General features: G+C 46.3%; 19 protein-coding genes. 8 read left to right on the forward strand and 11 right to left on the reverse strand.

What is annotated here, in order from left to right:
* Positions 1 to 172: 172 nt before the first annotated feature.
* Complete coding sequence (locus AC5I6P_RS00980; protein WP_495691889.1) at positions 173 to 682, reverse strand: inorganic diphosphatase; 510 nt, start codon at positions 680 to 682, stop codon at positions 173 to 175.
* Between the two features lie 118 nt (positions 683 to 800).
* On the opposite strand from AC5I6P_RS00980, the gene AC5I6P_RS00985 reads away from it, so the two are divergent.
* Positions 801 to 1,436, forward strand: coding sequence for a hypothetical protein (locus AC5I6P_RS00985; RefSeq protein ID WP_495691890.1), 636 nt, complete (start codon positions 801 to 803; stop codon positions 1,434 to 1,436).
* Between the two features lie 102 nt (positions 1,437 to 1,538).
* Here the strand turns inward: AC5I6P_RS00985 and AC5I6P_RS00990 are convergent, their stop codons facing one another.
* The gene (locus AC5I6P_RS00990; RefSeq protein WP_495691891.1) at positions 1,539 to 1,775 is read right to left on the reverse strand and encodes a photosystem II protein, Psb35-related; all 237 of its coding nucleotides are present in this window, start codon (positions 1,773 to 1,775) and stop codon (positions 1,539 to 1,541) included.
* A gap of 235 nt (positions 1,776 to 2,010) precedes the next feature.
* Between AC5I6P_RS00990 and AC5I6P_RS00995 the strand changes: the two genes are divergently transcribed.
* Positions 2,011 to 3,588: a hypothetical protein gene (locus AC5I6P_RS00995; protein WP_495691892.1), complete on the forward strand. Its 1,578-nt coding sequence runs from the start codon at positions 2,011 to 2,013 to the stop codon at positions 3,586 to 3,588.
* Positions 3,589 to 3,774: 186 nt separating this feature from the next.
* Here AC5I6P_RS00995 and AC5I6P_RS01000 read toward each other — a convergent pair whose 3' ends face one another.
* Positions 3,775 to 4,344 carry a hypothetical protein gene (locus AC5I6P_RS01000; protein ID WP_495691893.1) on the reverse strand — a complete coding sequence of 190 codons (570 nt, stop codon included), beginning with the start codon at positions 4,342 to 4,344 and terminating at the stop codon, positions 3,775 to 3,777.
* Between the two features lie 890 nt (positions 4,345 to 5,234).
* On the opposite strand from AC5I6P_RS01000, the gene AC5I6P_RS01005 reads away from it, so the two are divergent.
* Complete coding sequence (locus tag AC5I6P_RS01005; protein WP_495691894.1) at positions 5,235 to 5,996, forward strand: hypothetical protein; 762 nt, start codon at positions 5,235 to 5,237, stop codon at positions 5,994 to 5,996.
* A gap of 157 nt (positions 5,997 to 6,153) precedes the next feature.
* Positions 6,154 to 6,984: a hypothetical protein gene (locus AC5I6P_RS01010; protein WP_495691895.1), complete on the forward strand. Its 831-nt coding sequence runs from the start codon at positions 6,154 to 6,156 to the stop codon at positions 6,982 to 6,984.
* A gap of 131 nt (positions 6,985 to 7,115) precedes the next feature.
* Here AC5I6P_RS01010 and AC5I6P_RS01015 read toward each other — a convergent pair whose 3' ends face one another.
* From AC5I6P_RS01015 to AC5I6P_RS01035, 5 genes are all read right to left on the reverse strand, one after another.
* Positions 7,116 to 7,469: a pyridoxamine 5'-phosphate oxidase family protein gene (locus AC5I6P_RS01015; RefSeq protein ID WP_495691896.1), complete on the reverse strand. Its 354-nt coding sequence runs from the start codon at positions 7,467 to 7,469 to the stop codon at positions 7,116 to 7,118.
* Between the two features lie 115 nt (positions 7,470 to 7,584).
* The gene (locus tag AC5I6P_RS01020) at positions 7,585 to 8,229 is read right to left on the reverse strand and encodes a hypothetical protein (RefSeq protein WP_495691897.1); all 645 of its coding nucleotides are present in this window, start codon (positions 8,227 to 8,229) and stop codon (positions 7,585 to 7,587) included.
* 147 nt (positions 8,230 to 8,376) lie between these two features.
* Positions 8,377 to 8,979 (reverse strand): hypothetical protein, encoded by a 603-nt coding sequence (locus tag AC5I6P_RS01025; protein WP_495691898.1) that lies wholly within the window; start codon positions 8,977 to 8,979, stop codon positions 8,377 to 8,379.
* 252 nt (positions 8,980 to 9,231) lie between these two features.
* Positions 9,232 to 9,978, reverse strand: a complete 747-nt coding sequence (locus AC5I6P_RS01030; RefSeq protein WP_495691899.1) for a hypothetical protein — start codon at positions 9,976 to 9,978, stop codon at positions 9,232 to 9,234.
* Positions 9,979 to 10,327: 349 nt separating this feature from the next.
* On the reverse strand, positions 10,328 to 11,164 hold the full coding sequence (locus AC5I6P_RS01035) for an alpha/beta fold hydrolase (protein WP_495691900.1): 837 nt from the start codon (positions 11,162 to 11,164) through the stop codon (positions 10,328 to 10,330).
* A 227-nt stretch (positions 11,165 to 11,391) separates the two neighbouring features.
* On the opposite strand from AC5I6P_RS01035, the gene gifA reads away from it, so the two are divergent.
* Entirely contained in the window at positions 11,392 to 11,580 is a 189-nt protein-coding gene (gifA, locus tag AC5I6P_RS01040; RefSeq protein WP_495691901.1) for a glutamine synthetase inactivation factor IF7A, read from the forward strand.
* 79 nt (positions 11,581 to 11,659) lie between these two features.
* On the opposite strand, the gene AC5I6P_RS01045 is transcribed toward gifA, so the two are convergent.
* A complete protein-coding gene (locus AC5I6P_RS01045; RefSeq protein WP_495691902.1) occupies positions 11,660 to 13,129 on the reverse strand; it encodes a glycosyltransferase in 1,470 nt (489 codons plus the stop codon).
* Positions 13,130 to 13,472: 343 nt separating this feature from the next.
* Between AC5I6P_RS01045 and AC5I6P_RS01050 the strand changes: the two genes are divergently transcribed.
* Together AC5I6P_RS01050 and bchB are read left to right on the forward strand one after the other, a co-directional pair.
* A complete protein-coding gene (locus AC5I6P_RS01050) occupies positions 13,473 to 16,112 on the forward strand; it encodes a DUF4912 domain-containing protein (RefSeq protein WP_495691903.1) in 2,640 nt (879 codons plus the stop codon).
* A gap of 410 nt (positions 16,113 to 16,522) precedes the next feature.
* Positions 16,523 to 18,049 (forward strand): ferredoxin:protochlorophyllide reductase (ATP-dependent) subunit B, encoded by a 1,527-nt coding sequence (bchB, locus tag AC5I6P_RS01055; RefSeq protein ID WP_495691904.1) that lies wholly within the window; start codon positions 16,523 to 16,525, stop codon positions 18,047 to 18,049.
* A gap of 335 nt (positions 18,050 to 18,384) precedes the next feature.
* Here the strand turns inward: bchB and AC5I6P_RS01060 are convergent, their stop codons facing one another.
* Positions 18,385 to 18,642, reverse strand: a complete 258-nt coding sequence (locus AC5I6P_RS01060) for a hypothetical protein (RefSeq protein ID WP_495691905.1) — start codon at positions 18,640 to 18,642, stop codon at positions 18,385 to 18,387.
* Between the two features lie 435 nt (positions 18,643 to 19,077).
* Positions 19,078 to 20,436: a PAS domain-containing sensor histidine kinase gene (locus AC5I6P_RS01065; RefSeq protein WP_495691906.1), complete on the reverse strand. Its 1,359-nt coding sequence runs from the start codon at positions 20,434 to 20,436 to the stop codon at positions 19,078 to 19,080.
* 609 nt (positions 20,437 to 21,045) lie between these two features.
* Here AC5I6P_RS01065 and AC5I6P_RS01070 point away from each other — a divergent pair.
* Complete coding sequence (locus tag AC5I6P_RS01070) at positions 21,046 to 21,828, forward strand: tetratricopeptide repeat protein (RefSeq protein ID WP_495691907.1); 783 nt, start codon at positions 21,046 to 21,048, stop codon at positions 21,826 to 21,828.
* Positions 21,829 to 22,436: the final 608 nt, after the last annotated feature.

Below are 22,436 nucleotides of genomic sequence, written 5' to 3' on the forward strand. Positions count from 1 at the left end.
CAGCGATTAGCGCAGAGCGCAACTCCAGAGGAGACGCGGCTAACACACGACGTTGTTAACCCTTATGCTACCCATTTCGGTTTGCTCGATACCAATAATAGTCGTATTTCTCCACATAAAAATAAGGCCTGGGAGTAGCCCCAAGCCTTTTCGATTTGCTATGAATTGAAGTCTAGCTAACCGCTTTGATGCATTGTTCAACGAGAGGCATGACTTTATCTACGTCTTGCCAACCTAAAATTTCAGTGACTTTCTTCTCAAGATTTTTGTAGCTTCTGAAGAATTCAGCGATTTCCTCTAAGCGATGAGGGGCAACGTCATTGAGCGACTTTACATTGACGTATCGAGGATCTTTGTCTGGCACACACAGAATTTTTTCGTCGCGATCGCCGCCATCAATCATTTCCAGCATGCCAATCGGACGCGCTGCAATGATACATCCTGGAAACGTCGGTTGATCCATGATCACCATGCCATCTAGCGGATCGCCGTCATCTGCTAGCGTATTCGGCACAAAGCCGTAGTCGTAGGGATATTGCACCGATGAATACAGAACGCGATCGAGGGCGAAGGCGTTCATGTCTTTATCAAATTCGTACTTATTCTTACTCCCTGCGGGAATTTCAATCAAAACGTTGATCAGGTTTGGTTTTGGTTGAGCAGGAATGCGAGATAAATCCACTGCGGTTCTCCAAGCGAAATTTTCGTGGTCTGGTAAAGCATTGTAGGGGAAGAGGGCAAGCCTAATGCTTTGTCCTAAAATTTATTTCAGGGGAATCAGGCTGTCGATCGCTAAAACCATGACGATTCTGAACGCAAAAGATCTAACGCTGCTAGAAGTTCACCAGTTGCTGAGAATTGAAGAACGCTTTGAGAACTTATCATTTACATCGCTTCTCACACTGGAGCCTCTATCTGAGTTTGAGCAGCGAGAAGTGGCTCAAATTTGTCAAGACTTTCGAGAGTATCTCAAACTCGGCAAAGTTTCAGAAGGACAAGTCAAGCTATTAGCGTTAGCTCCCTTGCTACGATTAGCAGGCTTTTATCAGCAACCGATCAAACTATCGTTGGAACAGGACATTGCTGAAATCATCGTGGAAGATGAGGATGTCCAAATTAGAGGACGCCTAGATATTCTTGCCGCCGATCGCTCTAAAAATGCGGCTCCATTCTTCTGGATGCTGGTCATCGAATCTAAAAACAGCACGGTCGAAGCGTTAGCAGGTTTGCCTCAGTTGCTTACCTACGCCCACACAAGTTTACAAAGACAAGACACTGTTTGGGGACTGACAACGAATGGGATAAGCTACCGCTTTGTCTACCTTCGTGCGGGTAGTCCTTCGCTCTATCAACTTCTGCCAGAAGTCAATTTAGTTGATCCAGAGCGGGCTGTGCAATTGTTTCAAGTCCTCAAAGCCGTTGCACGATCGACATAGCGTGCAACGTTGTAGGAATTGCAATCAACAAAACCCCTCAATTCTGGCTGGAGAATTGAGGGGTAACTTTAGGAGAGAGATAGTCTTTTCTAGAATTAGCGTCTACGCATTGGGTAAACCATTGCTGGAGTAAGCGTCGGACACAACGAAAGCGGGGACGCGATCGCTAAAGTCAATTTTATTTCCAGTAATGGATTCAGAAATCTTCTCAAACGACTTAGACCGCCAGTTACGCTCGTGGATCGGCTTAGACTGCTCACCCAAAAAGTAGGTCAAAGAACCGAGCAGGGCAACGGCGACCCAACCAACCACAAAAAGGGCTGTAAGAATAACTAGCATCGAAGCCTCCTGTAACATTTCTTTTAGTTATGTAAAGTAATGTAACAGAAGCTTGTTAAAAAAGCAAATTTCTCCTACACAAGTCGCGATTACCTTAAGAGTGCAATCTTTCCGGAAGTGGGGGTGACGCTTGGAAATATACTCCTGTATCTCTTTAAGTTCCCGGTCTCGATTGGGATAGCTAAAAATGTAGTTTTTGCGATCGCCGTCAAGCATCACCTGAAAAAGGAGCGTCATGACATCAGCACAGAAAGGTGCAACATCTGTTGTTACAGGTGCATTGGCAGGAGCAGGATTTTCGAGTGCGATCGGTGGCATTGGGATAGCAGGGGGTGGAACTGCGATCGGTGTCGGATCAACGGCATTCATGGGAGCGGGTGCGATCTCAGGTGCAGCCGGATATGGAGCTTATCGAGGCGTCGTTGACGCCGACCCAATGGCGCTGACGGCGATGGGAGTAGGCACACTCGGAGGAGCAGGCTTCTCTGCAACGTTTGGCGGAATTGGACTTGTCGGTAGCTTTGGTGGAATTGGACTTGGCATCGGAGCGATGAGCGCTGTTGGAGGAGTAGTTGGACTTGGCATCTATGGCGCAATCAAAATGCTGGACGGAGGTAGCCCTGAACCTGCATTTCAAGCGTTTTCTCGAATGGAAGCCAGAATTAACGACGATTTTTTCTATCAATCCGCTTACACCGACGCGTTAATAGAGTTAACGTTTGCAGAAGATGACCTCATTCATCGCTTCAGAAACTTTGATGTTGACGGTGAATTGCAAAGACTGAAAGCAGAAGTGCAAAGGCAACAACGACAGAAACGCACATTAACGATTGGTAGCTCATCCTCTTCTGAGCAGGTCAGTGCTGCTAAGGATAGTTGGATAGAGGTCGATACCCTCCACCATCACTCAGAAGCCGTGAATACGATCGCATTTAGTCCCGATGGTCAAACCGTATTCACTGCCAGCGACGATCGGACGATTATTTGGTGGGATCTGCACACAGGCAGACAACTTTACACATTCCTATTGGCCAAGCCAGTTTTGGCTCTTGCCATTAGTCCCAACGGTCAAACGTTAGTAGCAGGTGGCTTAGATCAAACCGTCACTAGCTGGAAACTGACGACCAAGTTGCTCTCCCATATTTTTACGGGTATGGGGCTATCGTCTAGCCATTCAGGTTTTGTGAGTTCCCTTGCCTTTGGTTCTGATGGAATGGTAGCAAGCAGCAGTGCCGATAAGCTGATTCGTTTGTGGCACACTGACACTGGAACTTTAAAGCGAACTCTCAACGGTCATACAGATACCGTTTTTTCGATTGCCATTAGTCCTTGCAGAAAACGGCTTGTTAGTGGAAGTGCCGATCGCACCATCCGAATTTGGAACTTAGAAGGATGGGCATTGCCTCAAGTGCTTACAGGACATACGGGATGGATAAATTCTGTCCTGATTACTCCCAATGGAAAGACGCTGATCAGTGGCAGTTCAGATTCAACCATCAAACTATGGGATCTTCGCGATGGCAGGCTCCATCAAACCCTCAACGGGCACTTAAAATCTGTTACTTCACTGGCATTAAGTCCTGATGGAAGCCTGTTAGCTAGTAGTAGCAACGATGGAACGATTCAGGTTTGGAAGCTTTCCCACAGTTTGGACAATCAGACTGTAGGAGAAGCACTACACACATTGCCTGGAAAACTATTATCTGGAAAAGGTGTTGTTGCGTTTAGCCCTGATGGAAGAACGATCGTAGCGAGCGGCGAGCAAGGAAGCCTCAAGATTTGGAATCGCAAGAATGTTGAATTTGAAGGATGAGCTTACTAATTTTGGTAAAGCCAATCGACAATACTTTCTCTACTATACGATCGCTAAAATTTCGTCTGTTCGTGTTTAAGCCTCATCAAACAAAAGTAGCGATTACCCATAAGGGAACTTACTTTTGAACAACAATAGGTTGAGAAGTGAGTACCGTTGTGTTCGACAAGGCCTGATCTTTAATCTCTATTCTTTTGATTCAGTCACTTCGGGCTTTTCCTTCTTCGGCTTGCGAGCAAATCGCAGCTTTAGGTCTGCCATCATCGCTTCCAGACTTGCGCCTCGACCGCTGGCTTTGGCATGACGATAAGCTTCTAGTGCCTCTTCATAAGCTTCGGAGCCGATTGCGATCGCGGTTGCATCTACAAGATCCCGGAGTTGATTCAGTGCCATTAAAGTGGTAGACAAACGATCGAAAGTGGTCAAATTCTGTTGGAATTTCTCGACATTGAAGGAACGCGGCAAGAAGTCAGCGTTTTGCTGGATCACCTCTAGGACTTTTCCGGCAAAGACGCGGTTTTTATCGCCCATGCCTAATAGACTTTTCCGCTCTTCTGCGGTGAGGTCTTGCAAGAAGGGTAACAGGTCGCGCATCTGAGTAATTAAACCCAGAATGGTGTCGCGATCGCTTTGGCTTAAGGGTTCAGAGCCAGCAGATGTTAAGGATTCAGACAAGAAGGATGTAGCGGCAGCAGTGGATTGAGCGGGAGTTCCGTTCCCCTGACTTGTACCATTGCCATTACTTGTTGTTTTCATGGTGCACCTAATTTTAGTGAAAGGCAAGGTTGCTGTACGTGGCGGGGGTACGTTGAGTATTCCCGGATTAGGCGTTGGGATCACAGAGCGATCGCGAAATTTACTTCAATGAGCTTCCATAGCTGACACACGAGCTTCCATAGCTCACACGCGAACTACCAACACTCATTGCATGAGCTTCTGAAGCTGACACACGAGCTTCCATAGCTGACACACAAGCTTCCATAGCTCACACGCGAACTACCAACACTCATTGCATGAGCTTCTGAAGCTGACACACGAGCTTCCATAGCTGACACACAAGCTTCCATAGCTCACACGTGAACTTCGGAAGTTCAGACACGAACGTCCAAAGCTCATGGAGGATGCATTAGGTTGATGCGCTTTGAGGGATAAGAACAGCAATTCCCCAAAGGGGAACACCACATGTTCTGCTAAAGCGCGGTTTCTGCGGAGTTGTGCTTTGCGCTAATCGCCTCTGAATGATAAAAGTTTGCTGAAGGGGATTCAAATATGCTTCAAAAGCGGAGTTACTATCGAACAGTTTCTCCCCATAACATGCTGCACAGGAATGTTATATCGATCGTTGTCTGCCTAATCACCCAATTTGGAGTGTTATGTAGATCCCTGTCCGTATAACACTCCAAATTGGAGTGTTATACGGATATTCCTCTGCCTAATCACCTATTTTGGCGTGTTATGCAGATCTTTGTCTAGATAATGTGCTGATTTGGGGTGTTATACAGATTGACCTCTGCCTAGGATCCCAATTTGGAGGTGTTATGCAGAATAGGAGGGAGCAAATCCATCTAAAAAAGAGTTAGACCGCTCAGTTTATTGATTGTGGTTGATAAACTATTACTGAGATTTCTCCTTAAAAACACCACTAAATGTCTGAGATCATGCTTTATGCAGAAGATATAGAAACAAATTACGAAAACTTTATCGCAGTGTGTCCCGAATGCGGATACAAGAACATTTTCAACCGCGTTTCTGATCTCAAAACAATACAACCGATTTCATTCAAAGAAGTACGTTGCTTTAATGAAAGCTGCGGAAAGATATTCGGTATAAACAGAGATCGCATTCAATCAAGGTATCTTACTCTTTTCTTTGATTGCTATCCGTTATATGAGGAGAAACGATATTCTAATTGTGTGCTTCTTCTAACTCAAGCTTTGGAGGTCTTTTTCTACCATTACTTAAAAGTAGAACTGGTATATCGTCCTTTTTGGAAGGAAACCAAGAGAGATGTTGACCAGGTCAACAGTTTGCTTAATTCTCTCCAATCTGCTGTTGAAAAACTTGCATATGGAAAGCTTAAGAACGTTTTTCTAAATTGGGTTGTTAATGAATCAAAAATATCGTGTCTTGCTGATTCTACTTCTAAGATTAGTGCCCTAAGAAAATATAGTGATAACCCTCCTAGTGAGGAGGAACTAAAAAAAATACCAAATTCAACTTTGGCTGATTTACTAATTGATTTAAAGGGTTGTGAAGTAGATAAACTGAGGAACAAAGTGGTGCATAAAGAAGCATATCGTCCTAATCGTGAAGAAGTTGAAACTGCGATTGAGGAAGTGCGTGAACTGCTTATAAAGATAAGCTATCATTTAGACGTTCTTGAAGAAGACATAAATTCTTATCATTGAGTTTACGCGGTCTAACAATTCAAATGCAGGCGGACGGTTGAAAGCTGCTGGCGCTGAGTTCGAGTTTGTCTGCCGCCGCTGATTTGAGTCGTTAGGCTTTTAATCCGTTAGACTTTGATATTTTAATCCGTTAGACTTTGATAATTATTTGGCAATAATGGTGAGTGAAGATAGCTTTGATACTTCCAATCAGTGGAGCCGTCCGGTTGGTGGTATTTTCATAACTCAAGGTATGACTGTAGGGATACCTGCTGGTGGCTTCACTATCAAAATAGATGAGAAAGGGGAGCTTAATGCTGATCTCAAGTTGCATGTCCACTATGATGTATGCCCAGTTTGGCTAAAGCTTGCATTTCAGCATCTTCTCGAAGCTGAAGAGCGAAATAAGGAGGTTATTGCTGCATGGAAAACGCCGGACAATAATAGGGTTGCACAGGCATTGGAATCTGAATTTGAATCTGGAATGCAGGCAATTATGTCAGGTGCAATTGCTGTTGATGCTTTCTATGCTTCTGTTAAGGATAAGATCTCTCTTCCAGAAGAACTTACCAAAAGTTGGAGTAAGAATAAAACAGCTAGAAATATGCAGATTGCTGAAGTAATGCGTAGAGCATTTTTAATGGGTGAAAGCAGCTTTCATCAGGTTAGAGATCATCTGAAGGAAATTATGAGGTTGCGCGGTATGGCTGTTCACCCATCAGGAAAAATTGATGAGCCAATACTACATCCAGAGCTACATCAAGGGATAGAGTGGCGATTTGTCACTTTTAGTTATCCAAACGCCAAACTTGTTGTGGGCGCATGTTTGAGCCTTGTCGCTCAATTGGTTCTGCGTCCCCGAAACGAATTTGAGAGTCTAAAGAGCTATTGCAATGCCTTGGAGCCTAAAATTTCATCTCTTGTTCGGCTTTGGGAGGAGAGATTTGGTGAGCTTTACGAACGAATAGACGAAAGTAATTCTGCTATAAATGAGTCCGAACAAGCCTAACATTCGCTTGGAGCGGGCTGCCGAGAGATAATGGTGCTGAGTTCAAGGTTATTTGCAGCCGCTCAAGCGAACCGTCATTGCGGATTTGCCATCGAATACTCCCCAAAGCGCCAGCGAAACGAAGTTGCCTGCTAAGTTTCTCGAATTTGCTCGATCGAGAACTCAATCAATCGCTGTGCTGGCGCACAGCGATTTAATTGTTCTGCATCCCAAAGAATCCTTGCTTGGCCACTCAGTTGCAGCGTCTGTCCTTGTTCAAAATCAATCAATAACAATCCTGCATTCGGGTTTATGCTCAAGTTACCCAATGTCTGAAACATAATGTTTCCTGCATAATCGGGAAACATTAGCGTAGCCGCGCCAATCACCTGAACAAATCCTGGATAACCGCCTCGGTGCGAGACATCTGCACCTTGTTGAGAATGCGTACTGGCAATGAAAAAGGTATCCGTTTGAGCGATCGCATCTCGATCCGCATCAGTCAATAAACTCCTAACCTGAACTTCAGGAACTTGCGATCGCTCAGAACTAAACTCTACATCACGAGTTTGAATGCATTTCTGTTCCCTATTTTCGCTTCTTCCCCGACAGGTCTATTAGCTACTTCGCGATGAGATGATGATTCTTGCCTTGAGAAACCTCCAAGAGCAAAAGACGCTGTTGCAAGGTAGCGATCGTCTGACAATTTTGCTTTAGCAGTTTGGGAACCACACTATATTCACTCAACAATTTCTCTAGGTGAGCAATGCGATTCTCCAACGCTGTTGTGGTTTGATTAGACTGCTGGAGCGCTTCTGTTAAACCTTCAAGATCCTTTGCTAACTGTTTAACTTCAACGAAACGTTTTTCCAAATTTGAGATCAACTCGTTAGGTGCTTGAGCTGATTGCCCTAACGCCGCATCTTCTTTAAGCGAGGTTTCCACCGTACATAGGCGGTTCTCTAAAGTGATGATGGATTGAGTGCGATCGTGCAATTGCTCGATTAAACCAATCACCTTAGGCACTAATTCCTCTGTAGCAGTCATTGGCTTCTCAATGATTTGCTCTTCAACTTGGGCTGAAGAAGCCGCTTTGTTCTCTAAGCTGCTGTTCACTAACCCAATTAGCCAATAGGCAGTTGCCATAATCGTCTCTTCAACAACTGCTTGCATCACACCCGTAAATTCCTGTTTCTTAGGGGCATCTGAGCCTTGCTGAGTGTCTTTAGGTTTCCCTCTGTTAAAGAAATTGGCAAACGAAACCATGATTATTTTCCAAGTATTAGAGATGTACTATTACAAATCGCTTAACTTCTGCAAACCTCAATTTGAAACACACTCAAATTGTTCTCTTAGCCAATGTGCAATTCAGGTGTGCCTCAGCTCAGTAGCGTTCTGAAATATATGGCGAATTTACTTAGGAGATGTATCCTGAGCAACAGGAACTAATCGGTAAAGCGTTTCTCCATCAGAAGCAGTAGCGATCTGTTCGGTGGGTTCAGTTTGTGCACTAGTTTGTGCATCAGCTTGTTCAGAGGAGCGAAGAGCGTCAGGCTGTTGAATCGTTGCTACAGTCTTTTGGACTGCGCCAACTGTAGTTTTCATCGTTGCATTAATGCCATCACTTGTGTCCTTCACTGCGCTAACGGTCGTTTCTACGGTTTCAGTAACTTCGTCAGCCGCACCCGTTATACCACTTCCAACGTCTCTAACGGTTTCATTCACACCTACAGCAACACTGTTGACTGCGTTACCGACTTCTTTCACAGCTTCGCTAATACTAACTGCTGCTCCTTTGACTGAATTCCCAGCGTTTTTGACAGTCTGGTTCACTCGATTTACAGTACTTCTATTCGTCAAAGCACCTGCAATTCCGCCCAGCGCTGCCCCAATCAGAATGCCGATCGCAATTTTTGAAAATCCATTCTCGCTTGGAGTAGTTGTGTCATCGAATTGATTAGCAGACTCATCAGTACTTGCTTCTTCGGGAGTTAAAAGATAATTGTTGTTACTCATGATGTCATTTCCTTGGTATCAAAATTAAGCTGAATATTTTTTTGTTTAGATTGACAAAAATATGATGCAGAAATAAGCAGCTTTGAGTTCTACACTGCATCTATCGCTGCCCTTTGAGATAGCCATAAACCTAGGATTTCTTTATGTTTATGGCTATCTTGTGAGGTGAAAGTTTTCATCTCAGCCTTGCTCTAGGCAATCCTTCGGAAACCCTTGAAAATGAAACGGTTTCACAGTTTAAATCGTTTACTTCTAGTAAACAGTAGGATTGTCAGGATTGTCTTCCGCAATGATTACAAGCATTTCATCAACCACTGGCTCTGAGTCAGCATTCCAGTAATTAGATGATTCCTCGGTTTGATTCTGCACATTTTGACTAGTTTGCAGGTCAGTATCAGCAGCTGTGCTTTTAATTGAGTCTGCTGCATCAATCACAGACTTCTGCATTTCTTGAGTCGTATCTTTCACAGAGGCTGCTGTACTTTCCATTGCTTGACTCGTGCCTTTGACTGCACTCTGAACTGCATTAGTACTTCCAGAAACAACTTGCTGTACTCCTTCAGCAATGTTCTGCGTTGCTTCCGAAGCTCCACCAACGACAGCGTAACTCACGCCCTGACCGACGCTTTGAGCAGCTTCACCGACCCCTTTGGCAGTTTCACCCAACCCGTGACCGATCGTACCAAGAGCTTTTCCTACACCGTTGAAAGCATAGTTAAAACCTTGCGAAACTCTTTTACCAGCCAAAGCACCCACGGTAGTACCAATCAGTCCTCCGATCAAAGCTCTAGTTAATATCGGATTCATTCCACCACCCGTGGACTGAGATGATTTAGATTGTACTTTGGTAGCAGTAGGCTGAGAAACTGTTTGCGAACCCACATTTGTATTAATATCTGCTGAGCGGCTGTATGTCTGCTCTGCGGATGGGTTGGTAGAAATGTTATCGTACTGAGATTTATCACTCTGAGCAGTGGGTTGCTGATTTTCGCTGATCATAAATTTTCTCCTTCAAAAACCAGTTTAATTAACGCTTACTAATGTGCATTAATCTTTGGCTTGTTCTCTAACAACATACTGATTACAAATAAAGACTTAACTGCTCTTAGGACATAGTTAGTTAAATCCTTTGTGTTGGAAAGGTGACAAGCTTAAGATAAAAATTGTATAGATAAATACTATATTTTTACTTCTTAAAATGGATCGTATAGAAGTATTTATTGCATAAGAAGATTGAACACATTATTAGAAAACTAGAGAAAATAACAGAGTTGCTTTTTTGTTTTCTAGCTAAGTATTTCAAGGAGATTAATGTTGTTAAATATGGACAAAATGCTCAATCTACGTTCTAGATGATCTGGCGTCGTAGAAAGGGAATTAACACCTCATTGACTTTCTCATGCCAATCTTCTTGAGGATAATGCCCTACTTCATCAAGTTCGACAAACTCTGCCTGGTCAACAGCTTTTGCCATTTCAATAGACAACCACGGGTCGCGCACTCCCCATCCAATTAGAAGCGGCTGTTTCCAGTGCGATAAGCCTGCTTCGATTTCGGCTGTTGATTCCTTAAGCTGCAAATTTTGAATCATCCTTAATAGCGATCGGCCCGCATCAGAAGTTTTAATCCACGGACGCCGGTAAATCCCTAAATCCTGTTCATCAATTTGGTATCCGCCACCGCCTTCTAAGGTGCGATCGACAAGTAATGGATCTTGCGTCATCATGTCCCCAGCTAGGGGAATGCCCATCCGTCGAATTTTCCACGGCAATTTTGCTGTCTGAGCGATCGGAGCATTAAAAATTGCCAGCCGCTCAACTTGCTTTGGATAACGCAAAGCATACTGAATGCCAACTGAGCCTAGAAAGCCTTGAGCCACAATCGACATGCGCTCTAGTCCAAGCGTTTTGAGAAATTGGCTCAACGCCTCAATATAGGTGTCAGGCGTGTAGGCGAAGTCACGACGATCCGGCATACTCGAATAGCCGCAGCCAATCCAATCGGGCGCGATCGCTCTAAATCCCTGTTCTTCTAAAGCAGGCAACACCTGCCGCCAACTGTAGCTCTGAGACACTAAGCCATGTAGCAACAGCACCGGAGGCTGGTCATTTTGTCGCTCTGGCTCGGCGTCTCGGTAAAACCAAGTCAGTCCTCCAACCTCTTCTACATTTTGGGTAATTGCCATGAGGTGTCCTCCAGTCGCTGTGTGTTTGAGCTTACCGTTTGAGAGCAACCCGAAACAAGCGATTAGCGCAAAGCGCAACTTCAAAGAAATTGCGCCGCAAGCTGTGAAGGATTGCTTCAGAAGTGATTGTCATGAACTCATAACATGGTTAAAATTCTGTATCTTAAACTACAGAATTTATCTGATATAGTATTTACATAACCAAAAATTAAAGAGGAGAAACAACTATGTCTGTTCAAGATCAAGCCCGTGCCCTAATGGTTCGTCATCGTCACATGATCCGTAACCGTGAGCAGACTATGTTGAGTCGTAAGGCATCTGAGATGGGAATGCCAGCGGAGACTGCTCATATCGTTTCAAATAACAGCAGTGCTAATTCTGAAACCTACGATCGTAGCAACGTTGGTCTAAGCTAAGCCGTATTGCTGTTTAGCGAACTTTCAAGCCAAGAATTATTAGGCGTTCTTCTAGTCGAGGAGCGCCTTTTCGCTGAGATTAGAAGAACTTGATTTTTTGCGAAGCATAGGCACACATCCGCAGCAGAATCAAACCTTCGCGCACATGAGCAATGTTTGACTCTCCATAGGTTCGGGGTTGATAACGAACGGGCACATCGACAATATGTAGTCCTAACTTCGTTGCACCAAACAGCAAATCGAAATCGCCAAACGGATCGAAATCGCCAAAATAACGGCGTCCCTCAGCAATTTTTTCGTAGTCGTCGCGGCGTAACACTTTTGTGCCACAAAGCGTATCTTTAAGCGGTTGCCCGAGCAGAAACGAAAAGGCAAGACTGAAGAACTTGTTTGCCCAGTTGTTGAGCCACGGCATCGCTTCGCCCGATCGCGGATACACGAGTCGCGACCCATTCGCAAATTCTCCTCGACCCGACGCGATCACGTCAAAAAAATGGGGCAGATCTTCAGGCTGAACCGTAAGATCTGCATCTAAAATCATCAGCACATCGCCCGTGGCTTGAGCAAAGCCAAGCCGCACGGCATCGGCTTTTCCTTTCCCAGTTTGCTGAAAGGCTTTTAAGGTGAAATGAAGGTGTCCTTCTCTCACCACCCGTTGAATTTCTGCCCACGTTTCATCATGAGAATGTCCTTCTACAAAAATGACTTCGGTGTGTTTGCCCAAGTGGGGTAAACGCGCGATCGCGCTCTCAATGTTACCCGCTTCATTTCGTGCAGGAATAATTACTGAACAGCTATCTGGTGGTGAGGATAAAACAACCTGCGGTCTTGCAACAATGTACTGCGTCAGGCACAAATGGTTGACGATTGGCAAATGAGCTAATACACGATTACAGAGAAAGCTAATGCCAGGAATTGGTTTTGGCATTAAGAACCGACGCCCCGATCTCACAGGCAAGTAACCTGTAATTTGCAGCAAATTGAGAACATCAGAAAACGATAGCCAGCTCTGCGGCGGTTGAGGGCGACGTTGCCCAATTTTTTCAGCGAAGTGCAGTAACGGTTGCCATAGAAAGTTATGAAACGTCAGAATTACTCGAGTTCGCGCATGACAAAACGGATGTAAATTTTGTAATACCTGCTGAATGTCGCCCAAATGCCCAATTACACCGGATAAAACAATAAAATCAAACGTCTGCGCTGATTTAAAGCTTTCAGAATTAAGCGTTTCAGCGTCTAGGCAGTAGAACTGCAAATGGGGATATTTAGCCTTGGCAATACTGATAATAGAAGGCGAAAAATCGATACCAATTCCAAGTTTTGGGTTGAGGGCTGCTAACAAGTTTCCGGTTCCACATCCAATCTCTAAAACCCGGCTGTTAGGCGGAATTAAAAATTGATGCAATCGGTCTAAATCCTGATAGTAATAGCGATTTCTTCGACTCCATCGATCCAGTTTGGGTGCAATCTGATCGAAGTGCGATCGCACCTGCTCTTTGAAGGCGTCTTGTTTTCTAGAAATCGAGCGTTGTGTTCCAGATTGAATCACAGAATAATGATCAGCAAATGAACGGTTACTGATCTTCTCATATTAATAAACTCTTAACGATACTTCTAAAATTTAAAATTTGGCCTAAAGTAATGGCAATCAAGATTGATGCCCAATTGATGCCCAACCGGGTTTCTCAGTTTGGTTCATGCCCCTCTTACAATGCCAAGCCCGATTGATTTCGCTAAATTCTAAAGATTTTAATTCGCTTTAGTATGCGCTTGGACTTGTCTTACAGGACTGCATCGTTGTAAAAAAGTTTTTGCTACCGTGGGTAAAAAGTATGGTGCATTCAAAATCTTTGTCAGCTGTCGGATTTGCGCTTTCCCTCAGTCTTACGTCTATGGCACAGGCTCCAGCTGAGGCACAAGCAACCGCATTCAAGCTTCCCGGTTCTGTTCCTAAAGGAACCAACGTCCGAATCGATGGTTCTAGCAGCATGGCTGCCGTCAACCGAGTGCTAGAACAGCGCTTCGAGAAGCAATATCCAGGCACAAAAGTCACGGCAGCCTCCGCAGGCACACCGCAAGGATTGCAAGCTTTGGTCAATGGTAAAGTCGATCTAGCCGCGATCGGACGTCCTCTAACCGCAGCAGAAAAAGCGAAAGGACTCGCCGCCGTGCAGATTGGTCGTGACAAAATCGCGATCGTGGTCAGCCCCAACAATCCCTTTACCAAGAGCCTCAACAGCAGTCAGTTCGCCAAAATGTTCCGAGGCGAGATCAAGAATTGGTCAGAAGTCGGCGGTCCGTCTGCGCCCGTTCAATTTATCGATCGACCCGCTAGCAGTGATACCCGTCAAGCGTTCCAAAACTATCCGGTCTTTAAGCAAGGAAAGTTTGAAACAGGTAGCACAGCCAAGAAGCTCAACGTGGACACGACTGCTGCACTGGTCAAACAACTCGGTAAAAACGGCATCGGCTATACTACCTCGAATCAGCTCAAAAATCAGGCTGCTGCAAAAGCCTTGCCTATGCAGGGTGTATCGCCCAGTGATCCCCGTTATCCTTTCTCACAACCGCTCTACTACGTCTACAACGCGGCGAAACCCAGTCCTGCCGCTCAAGCGTTTCTAGGGTTTGCGACTGCGCCTATCAGTCAAACCGCGATCGCGCAAGCTGGAGTCGCTGATCCGGTTTCTACAAGTGCAGGCGCGGCTAAAGCAGGTACTGGAGCGGCCGGAACCAGTGCCAGTCCAGCAGGCGATCAAACGACCTACAACGCTGCTAAACCTTCTGCCGCAAAACCTTCTAAAGCCAACGGATCTGGCTCTGGTGGCGGCTTGTTTGGCTTTTTACCTTCGTTCGGCGGTGACGGAACCGCCAGTACAGGTAGAGCAGATGGGCTGAACTGGTGGTGGCTGTTCCCGATCGCGTCTGGTGCAGGTCTGCTATGGCTGCTGGGCAAGAGTCGGCGCAGTGGCAGCAGAACAGGCGGCTATGGCTCTAATGAATTTCCGGAAGAAACTCACGATCAAGGCTTTACTCCTCCAGAGGTCGATCGTTCGACTGAGCAACTTGGCGTAGGCAGAGTAGACAACATCCGGGAAGATCGGGCAGCGCGGCAGTGGGGGAGAGAGCCTTCCCAAGCTAGCTCTTTCCAAGCTGACTCTTCTCAAGCTGGCTTTGTAGCGACTCCGGATCAGACAATCGAAAGCGACGGTCTGATAGGCGATCCAATTGTAGATATAGGCGACCCAATTGTAGACAGTGCGAATAGCGCACCGCTCAACTCGGCAGGATTTGCAGGGGCTGTGGCAGCCGGTACAGGAGCGGCTGCGTGGTCTGCTTCAGGCAATCGCAATATGGCAGGACGCGGTGGAGAGTCACGCGTAGTGCTAAAAGCCCGGTCTCCGCAAGAAGTAGAAGCGTACTGGGACATTGCCCCCGAGCAGATGCAATCGCTACGGCAACAAGGCGGAAACAACCTAGCGATTCGGCTGTATGACGTAACAGATATTGATCTGGATACTCAAAGCCCCCATAGCGTACAGCAGTTTGACTGTGATGAATTGACCCATCGGCAACGGCTGGCGATCGCAACGCCCGATCGCGACTATTTAGCCGAGCTAGGCTCCCTCAATAGGAGTAGTCAATGGATTTCGATTGCTCGGTCAGCCCAGGTGCATGTCCCTGCTTCGTCTACCTTTCTGGGTCGCACCGCTCAAACTGGTGGTGCAACTGTCGCTGGTGGCACTACTTTGGCAGGTGGTGCTGTCGATTCTGATCGACCGTTTTTAGCCGGGGATCGGGACTCCGCGATCGGGCAGCCTGAACCCCAGAACTGGACAACCGAAGAGCAATCAGCGCAACGCGCAACTCCAAAGGAATCGTCTCAGGGCAGAAGCAGCAACGTGTTTGAAGGCCTCAAACAAAAAGCGTCGGACGTTGCTGAAGATACGACTCAGGCAGGGAATGCAGCATTAACGGGTGGGGCAGCCGCTGCCACAGGAGCCGCCGCAGCCGCTTGGTCATTCCTGTCAGGTAAGAACGCGGAGAGAACCCCAACGTTGGAGCGCGAAGCGTTAGAGCGGGAGCCGGCTCGCAATTCCTCTGCTCCACCAAACGGTTCAGAGGTTGACAGCAGCGATCGCACAATTGATCGCTACGATTCATCGGCTGTGGGCACTAGCGTGAGCCGTCCGGCTGGCATGTCTACTGCACCTGAAGGACACATTGTGCTAACCGCTCGCAATCCTCAATGGGCATATGCCTACTGGGATGTACCGAGAAGCCAACGCGCGGCGGTCAATCGGGTAGATCAAAATCTCGTTCTGCGGTTGTACGATGTGACCGACATCAATCTTGAGCACGAAGCCCCGGAGAGATTTCAGCAATTTGATGTAGACGATTTGGCGCTCAGTTGTGATGTGCCAATTCCCCAAAGCGATCGCACGTACATGGTAGAGCTTGGCTATGCTAGCGGGCGAGAATACTGGACAGTGTTAGCTCGCTCGACTCCAGTCCGAATATCTAACAAGTAAAATATTCCTGCTTCAAAATAAGCTCAAAGTGAGGGGTGTTTCGTTGGAACGCCCCTTCATCTGTTAATGAGAGCTTTGTGAGCTTTAGGAAACGTTCTACACCCTTTGTCGATAGTAGGATTTGTAGACATTAAGAATCATTGCTAGTCAAGCTGGCCGTCCGTTTAGTTAGGAATTACTCAAACGTATACCAGGAGGAAGTTTAAGCGATTTTAGGCAAAGAGATAACGGCGCGATCGCACTCCCTGCACTCTTCATCAGGTTTCCGTAGTTTGAGACAATGCTGAAAGTAATAAAACCCAAAGTTTCTAAGGATAGAGATGAGAGATGAGGGATGAAAAAAGTAAGCTTCTCCATTCCTCATCCCTCATCCTTCATCCTTCATCCTTCGCACACGGGAGACAGACGATATGAAATTGGCTTACTGGATGTATGCAGGCCCCGCTCACATTGGCACACTTCGCATCGCCAGTTCTTTTAAGAACGTTCATGCCATCATGCACGCTCCCCTAGGAGATGACTACTTTAACGTGATGCGATCGATGCTAGAGCGGGAGCGCAACTATACGCCTGTAACCACGAGTGTGGTTGATCGCAACGTCCTAGCACGGGGATCTCAGGAGAAGGTCGTCGATAACATCGTCCGCAAAGACCAAGAAGAGCATCCGGATATGATTGTGTTGACGCCGACTTGCACCTCCAGCATTTTGCAAGAAGACCTGAAAAACTTCTGCGATCGCGCTCAGATCGATTCTCAAGGCGACGTGATATTGGCGGATGTCAATCACTACCGCTACAACGAACTGCAAGCCGCAGATCGCAGTTTGCATCAGATTGTCCAGTTCTACCTTGAGAAAGCGCGTAAGAAAGGTGAACTGCCAGAGAGCAAGACCGAAAAGCCTTCGGTGAATATCATCGGCATGACGACGCTAGGATTTCACAACACTCACGACTGCACCGAGCTCAAGCGGCTGATGGCAGACTTGGGCATCGAAGTAAACACGGTCATTCCTGAAGGCGCATCAGTCAATGAACTCAAGCAAATGCCTCGTGCCTGGTTTAACCTGGTGCCCTACCGCGAAATCGGCATGATGACAGCGAAGCATCTAGAGCAAGAGTTTGGCATGCCTTGCATTGATATTACGCCGATGGGCATTGTAGAGACGGCTCGCTGCATTCGCAAGATTCAAGAAGTCATTAATGCCCAAGGCGCGAGCGTAGATTACGAACCCTTTATTGACAACCAGACTCGCTTTGTGTCGCAAGCGGCTTGGTTCTCTCGCTCGATCGACTGCCAGAATTTGACGGGCAAGAAAGCCGTTGTATTTGGCGATAATACTCACGCTGCCGCACTGACTAAGATTCTGTCGCGAGAAATGGGCATCCACGTTGTGCTGGCTGGAACGTACTGCAAGTATGACGCCGAGTGGTTTACGAACGAAGTGAGCGAATACTGCGATCGCGTTTTGATCAGCGAAGACAACGGCGAAATTGCCGATGCAATCGCGCAGTTAGAACCCTCTGCCATTTTTGGCACTCAGATGGAGCGTCATATCGGCAAACGCCTCAACATTCCCTGCGGCGTGATTGCGGCTCCGATTCACATTCAGAATTTCCCCTTGGGCTATAAGCCGTTTGTGGGCTACGAAGGCACGAACCACCTCGTTGATCTGATCTACAACTCGTTCACACTAGGCATGGAAGATCATTTACTCGAAATCTTTGGTGGTCACGACACGAAAGAAGGCATTACGAAAACGATGTCTGCCGAGTCTAACTTGGGTTGGAGCCGCGATGGTTTGGCTGAACTGAATAAGATTCCGGGCTTTGTGCGCGGCAAGGTGAAGCGCAACACCGAGAAATTCGCTCGCGATCGCAACATCCCTGAGATTACGGCTGAAGTGCTATACGCCGCTAAGGAAGCAGTGGGCGCATAAGGCTCTTCTAACCCTTCTAACTAGGGTGTCGCTAATCGAGTGATTGAGGCGGATTGGCTTCAACCAGTTCGCCTTTCACTTCGCCTTTCACTATGTAAGATTCGCTATGTAAAATTTAAATTTGCTGTGAAAAGAGTCCGATCAATTAGCCTGTTGGTGATCAAATTCAATCTAAAAAATACTCCTGACGCTGAACGACCAATAAGGGCATGGTAGTGCCGTGCCCTTACTTAAGATCTGCCGCATATATGAGAATCTGAACCAACTAGATTGTTATCTGAACGAACTACTTTCTAACAAAACAAAATTAATGAAGATGAACTAAAGCTAACCGTCTAAGCGGTAACTGGGACTTCCAATTTCGTGGGACGGTAGCGGTTGTACGCTATCTTACGCAGAGAGGTTGAAGACTCAAACTCTTGCTTGATCCAGTCAAAGCCGTTATGAACACAGGAAGGACATACTTCTCCACGGGCTGTCCCCTGCTCATCACACAAAATGATCTTGGCTTGACCTAGCTCAAACAATTGGCTACAGACGCAGCAGGCCTGGGAGCCTTGCTTCAAGCTATTACACTCGATTTGGAGTTGCATAAGTTTCTAAAAAGGTTTGTTTAGTTTGTTATCTAATGCTGACAAGGATAAGAGTAGTCGTAATTGCAGTCCTACCGCTTCTACCTTCAGCACAACATGTCTTAGCTCTTGAGAATTAGAGGATATGACTATAAAGCACTAGCTGCGCCGAAACTAAACCTACCCATAGACAGAATTTCAGTGGCCTAAAATCTGCCACCGCTCGGTTGTATCCGTTGAGCCACTGCTTTACCTTTGCAAGGAATAATCACTATCAAACCATAACAAAACACGATGCAGTTAAACAAAATGCTCCTCTGGGTCACCTTGTCCTTCGTTGTTGTAGGCGCGATCGCATTGCTACTCCAGCCTGCGATCGACGTTCATTAACAATGTTCATCAACAACAGTGTTTATCAACAACAATGTTCATCAACGTTAGTTTGAGTGCAGTGACTCAAGCGGATTCAGCCGAGGTCACAACCCGAGGAAGCTGCACACAAAACGTTGTCCCTTGACCCAATATGCTCTCAACGGAGATTTTTCCTTGCATTAATTCCACGAGTGCATGAGTAATCGAGAGTCCTAACCCCGTTCCTTCATGCTGACGGCTCAGCGACTGACTCAACTGACAAAACCCTTGAAAGATAGCCTTTTTATCAGACTCAGCAATGCCAATTCCGGTATCTTGAACCGCGATCGCAATGCGGTCTTCTGGAAGTTCTCGCACCGAGAGCGTTACTGCGCCGCGATCAGTGAATTTAATGGCGTTAGAAAGTAAATTAGCAATCACCTGCTTCAATCGAACTGGGTCGTTTTCAACCAGAAGACCGGCTTGAGGCAACTCGATCTGCAACGCTAAATTTTTGCGCCTTGCCAAGGGGCGTATCTCTTCTACCGCCGTTGTAATTAGGTCTGTCAAGTCGAGTGGTTCTATCTTCAGTTGCAGGCGCTTAGACTGAAGCTGAGCATGGTCAAGAATATCTTCAACCAGCGAGAGAAGATGATGACTGCTGCCAACAATGCGCTCTGTCATATCGATCAATTGCGGATCGCGCTGCGCTTGAAATCGTCGCAGCAGCAGTTGAGAAAAGCCACTCACAATGTGGATCGGAGTTCTCAATTCGTGAGACATCACCGCTAGAAACTGCGCCTTGAGCCGATCGACTTCTGCAACCTGTTGGTTAAAAGCTTTCAGGCTTTGAGCTTGAGTTTCAGCTTGCTTATAAGGCGTAATGTCGAGCAGTTGCCAGTGCAGTTTAACCGGAATGCTGTCTTCACTCCGCACAACCGATACGGTAAGTGCTGTAGAAAATTCTGAACCGTCGTCACGCTGGATCTTTACCTCCCACTCCGCGTCAGAAGAGCCTTGCTTGAGCTGCGCCAGATTTGACACAAATATGCCTTGGTCAGCACTCGCAATGAAGTGGCTGAGCGGTTTTCCAAGCAATGCATCCGATTCAGCCTTCAGCAACCGAGTTGCCGCACGATTGGCGTCGAGAATTTTGCCCTCAGCATTAGTGATGATGTAGCTAGCGGGCGCAAACTCGAATAGCTCACGGTAATAGGCATATTGCGATGTTTGAGTCTTGTGAGCAGCGTTCAACTCCTGATTTTGATGCTGCAATTCGGTTTGCCTAGTGTGTGAGTGCACCAACGTTGACCAAAATTTCTCTAACAGCCGGTTTAACCCGTCTTCGCCCGAGGACGTTTGCCCCGACGAAGCATGAATGCTGTCGTAGAGTTCTTGGCTTTGTTTCTGAAGCGCCTCTAGGGTTTTAGGGAGGCGAGAACGATCGGGATTCATAACGTGCATGAAAAAGCTTTATAAATAAGGTCAAGTTGAAATCTCTCAGCGAGTAAGGGTGGCTCCTCTGAATGTGGGCGTTTTATTAGTCTCCTTGGTCAAAGAAGTTTCGCTTGACTGAAGAAGACAATTGAACTACTTGACTGAAGAAGACAATTGACTTAAGAGACCAAACTTGAAGAACTACAGAAATGGCTTGAAGAAAAACTTCAGTCGCTAGATGTTGTTCTAAGAATTGCCTTTTCTAGACACCTTTTCTAGACATTGGTCTAAAAATTGCCTTGGAAGCTGACTTAAGTAATGGGTTTAGCAATGGGAACGCTCTGTCAGTCTGATTGCCCGAAAAGCGCTGCCTAGTCGTTAAAGTGGTTTTTATAATGTTGAGGGAATGCAATGTAATAAAGCGTGGCTTTGTCAATTGCATTCCCCAACACCTCTTATTTTGCTTTGTTCTAAAATTCTTGAATCTAGACTAGGGCTGAGATGGAGATGTAACTAAAGCAAAACCGCGATCATCTGCCTCTATCTATGGTTGTATGTAAAGCTTTGTAACGTTTTTCGGAAACGTCGATCGCACCGTTGATTCCACTAGGACTGAGACATTGGGGAGTCAGCATCATGAGAGCCGCGACGAACGCAATTGCTGTAGGATTGACCGCCACTATTTTGAGTGCAATGCCTATTCAAGCGGTTCGGGCCTTGCCCGTTCAGGTGGCTGCTCAAACGTCTAATTGGGTGAGTCAAGGCGCAGAACAGGTAAAAAGAGGGGATCTCGCGGGCGCGATCGCATCGTACACCCAAGCGATTCAACTCAACTCTCGCAATACAGAAGCTTACGTTTCTCGTGGATTAGCCCGGGCAGATTATGGAGACCTGCGTCGTGCCTTTGCTGACTTCAACCAAGCTCTCAAACTGAATCCTAAACACGCCAAAGCCTTTTTTCATCGCGGGGAAATGCGAGCGGCAATGGGCGATTTAGCGGGAGGACTAAAGGATATCAATCAAGCCATTCGCCTCCGACCAAATTATCCTGAAGCCTTTAATCATCGCGGCATTCTTCGGGCAGAAATGGGAGATATTAACGCTGCGATCGCAGATATTAATCAAGCGGTCAAGCTAAAACCAACTTACACCGATGCGCTCTACAATCGTGGTAGAGCTAAGACAGAACGCGGAGATACGACTGCCGCGATCCAAGATTACACACAAGCGATTCGCCTCAATACTCAGTTAGCCGAAGCCTATGGCAGCCGAGGCTTAATTTACGCTCAAAAGGGAAATAAATCTGCTGCGTTGCAAGACTTAAATACTGCCGCACAATTATTTCAACGCCAAGGCAACCCAGAAAACTATCAGCAAACGCTGGCATACATTGAGCAAATTCAAGATGTTGATCGATAGGCAAGCGATCCTTCTACGAATCGCGCTCCATACGCTTTGCAAAGCCAATCGTAGAGGATGAGCAAACAAGCCTAAGCGGCAAATCTCTTAAGTTATTCAAAAAATTAAAAACAAAATTTTATAGCGCGAAGCCGTAACAAAACATTCATGCTTTGTTACTGAAACCTTCGCGCTTATTCTTGCGTCAGCCCTAATCGGGAGAGCCGTTACTCCTCTCAAGGAATCTTTTCCTGAACTAGATCCCAAATAGATTCAATTCGTGATCAAAAATTTCCAGAAATACCTAGAGCGATGGAGGAGAGTAAGACAACGTGAATTCGATCAAATTTTGGTCACTAAAGTTAAACCATGACTTTGAACAAAGCGTCTCGCCCAGGATCGTGAATTAGATGCAGACCGAGATTTGCCCTCACCGTAGCCCTCTCCTACGGGAGAGGGAACAAGAGTCTGGAGAGATCCTCCCCTCTCTCGTGGGAGAAGGGTTGGGGATAAGGGCACTAGCGCTGCCAGTGACTACTGAATTTAATCAGTCACTAAATTCAAATTCTTAGAGACGAATTCATTAAATCTACAGCGTCCATAGCTAGTTCGCTTGGTGCAAATTGCTA

It is taken from the genome of Myxacorys sp., from assembly GCF_059501405.1.